This is a genomic window from Streptomyces sp. NRRL WC-3549 (assembly GCF_000721935.1).
GTDB lineage: Bacteria > Actinomycetota > Actinomycetes > Streptomycetales > Streptomycetaceae > Streptomyces.
In genome coordinates this window covers 101,475-106,084 of sequence record NZ_KL585423.1, presented here as the reverse complement: position 1 = coordinate 106,084, position 4,610 = coordinate 101,475, and the positions used below count along the sequence as shown (strand labels likewise).

Sequence of the window (4,610 nt, the reverse complement as noted above, 5' to 3'; positions counted from 1 at the left end):
GACGACGGCGGCGCCGGCCAGGAACGGATGCCTCATCAGCCGGTCCTCAGTGCGTAGTGGGCGCTGATCTGCGCGGCGGTCAGCGCGGTCGGGTAGACGGCGGTCTCGTCGAGCTGCCCGGCGAAGAAGTTGCTGGTCGGGCGGTTCGGCCAGTTGGCCAGGTTGTCCCCGCCGACCCGCCAGTAGCCGGGGGTGTTCTGGCTGGTGGTGTACGAGGAGCCGGACGCGCGCAGCTGCCCGTCGACGTACAGCGCGGTCCCGCCGGTTCCCTGGGTGGCGACGACGTGGTGCCACTTGCCGTCGTTGTAGGCCCCGGGCGTGGTGATCGTGCGGTAGCCGCCGCTGTACACGCCGAAGACCAGCCGGCCGTCGTTCGCCATGTAGACGTGCTTGTCGTAGCGGACGCTGTTCTGCATCGTGACGTTGCCGAAGCCGATGATCTTCCCGCCCCGGGTGGTGGTCGTCTTCACCCAGGTCTCGACCGAGAACCGCGCGGGCGCGGGATGCAGGGTGTTGCCGTAGGCGTACTGGCTCGTCCCGTCGAAACCGATGGCGGTCGAGCTCCCGGCGACGGCCGCCGGGGTCTGCCGGTACGCCGGCGCGTTACGCAGGAAGCCGTTGTTCCGGTTGCCCGTGGCGTCGGCCGCGAAGGTCGAGGTGCCCTCGTCGTAGCGCCAGTACACCGAGGCCCCGTCGGACAGCACCCGCGCCGGGTAGCGCTCCGCCGTCGCCGCCACGGTCGCCGACTGGGCGGGGGACTTGGCGCTGGTGTTGGTGCCGTCGCTCGCGGTGATCCGGTACGAGTGGGTCTCGCCCACCGCCACGTCGGTGTCGGTCCACCGCAGCTGCGGCCGGTCCCAGAAGACGGAGCGGCCGGTGGTGGTGTGCACCGGGGTGCTCGCCCCGTCCTTGTAGATCCGGTAGGTCAGCTCACCGTCGTCGGTGTCGAAGCTGGTCTGCCAGTTCACGTCGATCCGCCCCGGGGTGAGCGTGGACAGGCTGACGTTGGGCACCCAGGGCACCCCCGTGTCCGGGCCGTCCGCGAACCGGGTGAGGCCCTGCTGGCGGACCCCGTTGACGGTGGTGAACTCCCCGCCGACCCAGAGGTAGTGGTGCCCACCCTTGTCGGTCTGGGACATCACCCGGGGCCCCACGGGCTCCCCGATGCCGTCGTTGGTGTCCGGGAACCACGGCAGCAGCTTCGGGTCGTCCACCGACTGTGCCAGCAGGTGCTTGCGCGGCTGGTCCGGGAACTCCCCCATGCTCGCGCAGTCATGGGCGTGACTGCCGCTGTAGAGCACGCCCGAGTGGACCAGGACGGCCTGGGTGGCCCCCAGGCAGGTGTCCCGCCACCGCTGCTGGTAGCCGGCGAGGTCGATCGCGATCCGGCCGTCGAACACCCCGCCGCCGGTCCCCTCGTTGGCGGTGTACAGGCCGGTCGCGTCCGTGGTGAGGTCCTGCACCGTGGAGGTGTCGGGGATGAATCCCGGGTAGCTCTTGACCAGCGCGCCCGTCGTCGCGTTCACCACGGCCAGGGCGTGCGAGGAGGTGCCGTTGACGGTGAAGAAGTCGCCGCCGAGCGCCACGTGCCGCCCGTCGGGGGTGACCTGGACGGCCCGGGCCACCTCGTCGGCGTCGGCGGTGAAGGGCAGCAGGGCGGCGCCGGTGGTGACGGCGGCGAACTTCTTCCGGGTCTTGCCGCCCACGTTGTTGAAGTCGCCGCCGAGGTAGACGGTGTCGGCGGTGACGTCCAGGGCCCGCACGGTCGCCGAGACCGAGATCTTGAAGTCCTTGCGCGGGGTGCAGGTCGCCGTGTCGACGGCCGCGATGTTGCTGACGCCCTCGCCGTTCACCGAACCGAACTGCCCGCCCGCGTACAGGGTCTTGCCGTCCGGGGACAGGGCCAGCGCCCGTACGGTCGCGGTGCCGGAGGAGAGGGTGAAGGAGAGGGTGCACCCGGTCGGCGCACCGGTCGCCGCGTCGAACGCGGCGAAGTTGAGCGCGGGCTGTTCGGAGGTGCCGGCGGCGGCGCCGGGCGGGCGGAGGGTGGAGAAGGTGCCGCCCGCGTACACGACGCCGTCGCCGGCGGCCATCGACCAGACGATGCCGTTGGTCTGCCAGGTGGTGAGGTCGTCGGCGGTGATCGAGACCGGTGGCGTCAGCGCCGCCGCCGGGGCGGCCCCGCCCGTGGCCGCCGCGGTCAGGGCCCCGGCGAACAGGCAGAGCGCGGCGGCGGCGGCGCGCACCCGGCCGCGCCCCCCGATCGGTCTGCGGCCCGTCGTTACGTTCATGATCCAGCTCCGGAGGTGAGTACGAGCAGCGGCCGGCCGGCCGCGGTCCATGGGGTGACCGAATCCTCGGTCCAGGTGCCGGCGACCGGCACGACGCCGCTGCGCCCCGCCGCCCGGGCGGCCCGGGTACGCGGTACGGCCGGGGGGCCGGGGGTGCCGGCGGGCCCGTTCACCGGTCCACCCGCACCGTCGCCCCGGCGAGCTGGTCGGCCAGCAGCCGGATGTCCGCGTCGACCATGATCCGGGCCAGCTCGCGGGTCTTGACCTCGGGTTTCCAGTCGAGCAGCTCCGCCGCCCTGGAGGCGTCCCCGATGAGGGCGTCGACCTCGCTGGGCCGCTCGTACTTCGGGTCGTAGCGGACGTACCGCGTCCAGTCGAGGCCCGCGTGGGCGAAGGCGTACTCGACGAACTGCCGGACGCTCACGCCCTCACCGGTGGCGACCACGTAGTCGTCCGGCGCGTCGCACTGGAGCATCCGCCACATCGCGTCCACGTACTCCGGGGCGTACCCCCAGTCGCGCACGGCGTCCAGATTGCCCAGGTGCAGGCGGTCCTGGAGCCCGGCCTTGATCCGGGCGACCCCGCGGGTGACCTTGCGGGTCACGAAGGTCTCGCCCCGGCGCGGCGACTCGTGGTTGAACAGGATGCCGTTGACGGCGTACATGCCGTATGCCTCACGGTAGTTGACGGTCGACCAGTACGCGTAGACCTTCGCCACGCTGTACGGGCTGCGCGGGTGGAAGGGGGTCCGCTCGCTCTGCGGGGGCGGGCTGGCGCCGAACATCTCGGAGGAGGACGCCTGGTAGATCCGGGTGTCGACACCGCTGGCCCGCACCGCCTCCAGCAGCCGGACCGTGCCGAGACCGGTCACGTCGCCGGTGTAGAGGGGCGCGTCGAAGGAGACCCGGACATGGGACTGGGCGCCCAGGTTGTAGACCTCGTCGGGGCGGATGTCGCGGAGCAGGTTGACCAGCGCGACGCCGTCGGAGAGGTCGGCGTGGTGGAGGACGAAGGAACGATTCGGTTGCTCGGGGCCCTGGTAGATGTGGTCGATCCGCTCGGTGTTGAAGCTCGACGACCGACGTAACAGGCCGTGGACGGTGTACCCCTTGCCGAGCAGCAGCTCGGACAGGTACGAACCGTCCTGGCCGGTCACCCCGGTGATGAGTGCGGTCTTTGCCATGGCTCCCCCTTCTGTGGTCGCCCGACGGGCGTGTGGTGCACCGAAATAACCGGGCCCGAGCTGTGTGCCGTAACGCGTCACCCGGGCGTGGGGCTGCTGGCACAATCCGAGCCATGACGACTGATCTCCCCGGCCCCGTACGGGAATCCGGCCGCGCCCTGCTGCCCCCCGGCGCCCGCGTATTCGTCGCGGGCCACCGCGGTCTCGTCGGCTCGGCGCTGGCCCGCCGCCTCACCGCCGACGGCCATGAGGTGATCACGCGCGGCCGGGAGGACCTCGATCTGCGGGACGCGGCGGCGACCGAGGCCTTCCTGCGGGACGTCCGCCCCGACGCCGTCGTCCTCGCCGCCGCGAAGGTGGGCGGGATCATGGCCAACAGCACCTGGCCGGTGCAGTTCCTGGAGGACAACCTGCGCATCCAGCTCAGCGTGATCGCGGGCGCGCACGCGGCCGGCACGCACCGGCTGCTCTTCCTCGGCTCGTCCTGCATCTACCCCAGGCGCGCCCCGCAGCCGATCCGCGAGGACGCCCTGCTCACCGGCGCCCTGGAGCCGACCAACGAGGCGTACGCGCTGGCCAAGATCGCCGGGATCGTGCAGACGCGCTCCTACCGGCGGCAGTACGGCGCCTCCTTCATCAGCGCCATGCCCACCAACCTCTACGGGCCCGGCGACAACTTCGACCTGGAGACCTCCCACGTACTGCCCGCGCTGATCCGCCGGTTCCACGAGGCGAAGCGGGACCGGGCCCCGGAGGTCACCCTCTGGGGCACCGGCAGCCCCCGCCGCGAATTCCTCCACGTCGACGACCTGGCCTCGGCCTGCGTCCGACTGCTGGAGGCCTACGACGGCGAGGAACCGGTCAACATCGGCTGCGGTGAGGACCTCACCATCAGAGAACTGGCCGGCATCGTGCGGGAGGTGACGGGATTCGAGGGCGTCATCGGCTGGGACACCTCGAAGCCCGACGGCACCCCGCGCAAGCTCCTGGACGTCTCCCGGCTGACCTCCCTCGGCTTCGCACCGCGGATCCCGCTCAAGGACGGCATCGCCCGCACCTACGCCTGGTGGCTGGGTCGGCCGGAGTCCCGCGGCTGACCCGCGGCCCGGCAGGCCGTGGCGGGCACGGCCCTGCCG

General features: G+C 71.9%; 3 protein-coding genes. 1 reads left to right on the top strand and 2 read right to left on the bottom strand.

Annotated elements, in window-relative coordinates; translation table 11 throughout:
• Window positions 1-35 precede the first annotated feature (35 nt).
• A complete protein-coding gene (locus IH13_RS0126830) occupies window positions 36-2,291 on the bottom strand; it encodes a LamG domain-containing protein (RefSeq protein WP_031088553.1) in 2,256 nt (751 codons plus the stop codon).
• 169 nt (window positions 2,292-2,460) lie between these two features.
• The gene (gene gmd, locus IH13_RS0126820) at window positions 2,461-3,474 is read right to left on the bottom strand and encodes a GDP-mannose 4,6-dehydratase (RefSeq protein WP_031088552.1); all 1,014 of its coding nucleotides are present in this window, start codon (window positions 3,472-3,474) and stop codon (window positions 2,461-2,463) included.
• 113 nt (window positions 3,475-3,587) lie between these two features.
• Here gmd and IH13_RS0126815 point away from each other — a divergent pair, with 113 nt between their 5' ends.
• On the top strand, window positions 3,588-4,571 hold the full coding sequence (locus tag IH13_RS0126815; RefSeq protein ID WP_031088551.1) for a GDP-L-fucose synthase family protein: 984 nt from the start codon (window positions 3,588-3,590) through the stop codon (window positions 4,569-4,571).
• The last annotated feature ends 39 nt before the right edge of the window (window positions 4,572-4,610 follow it).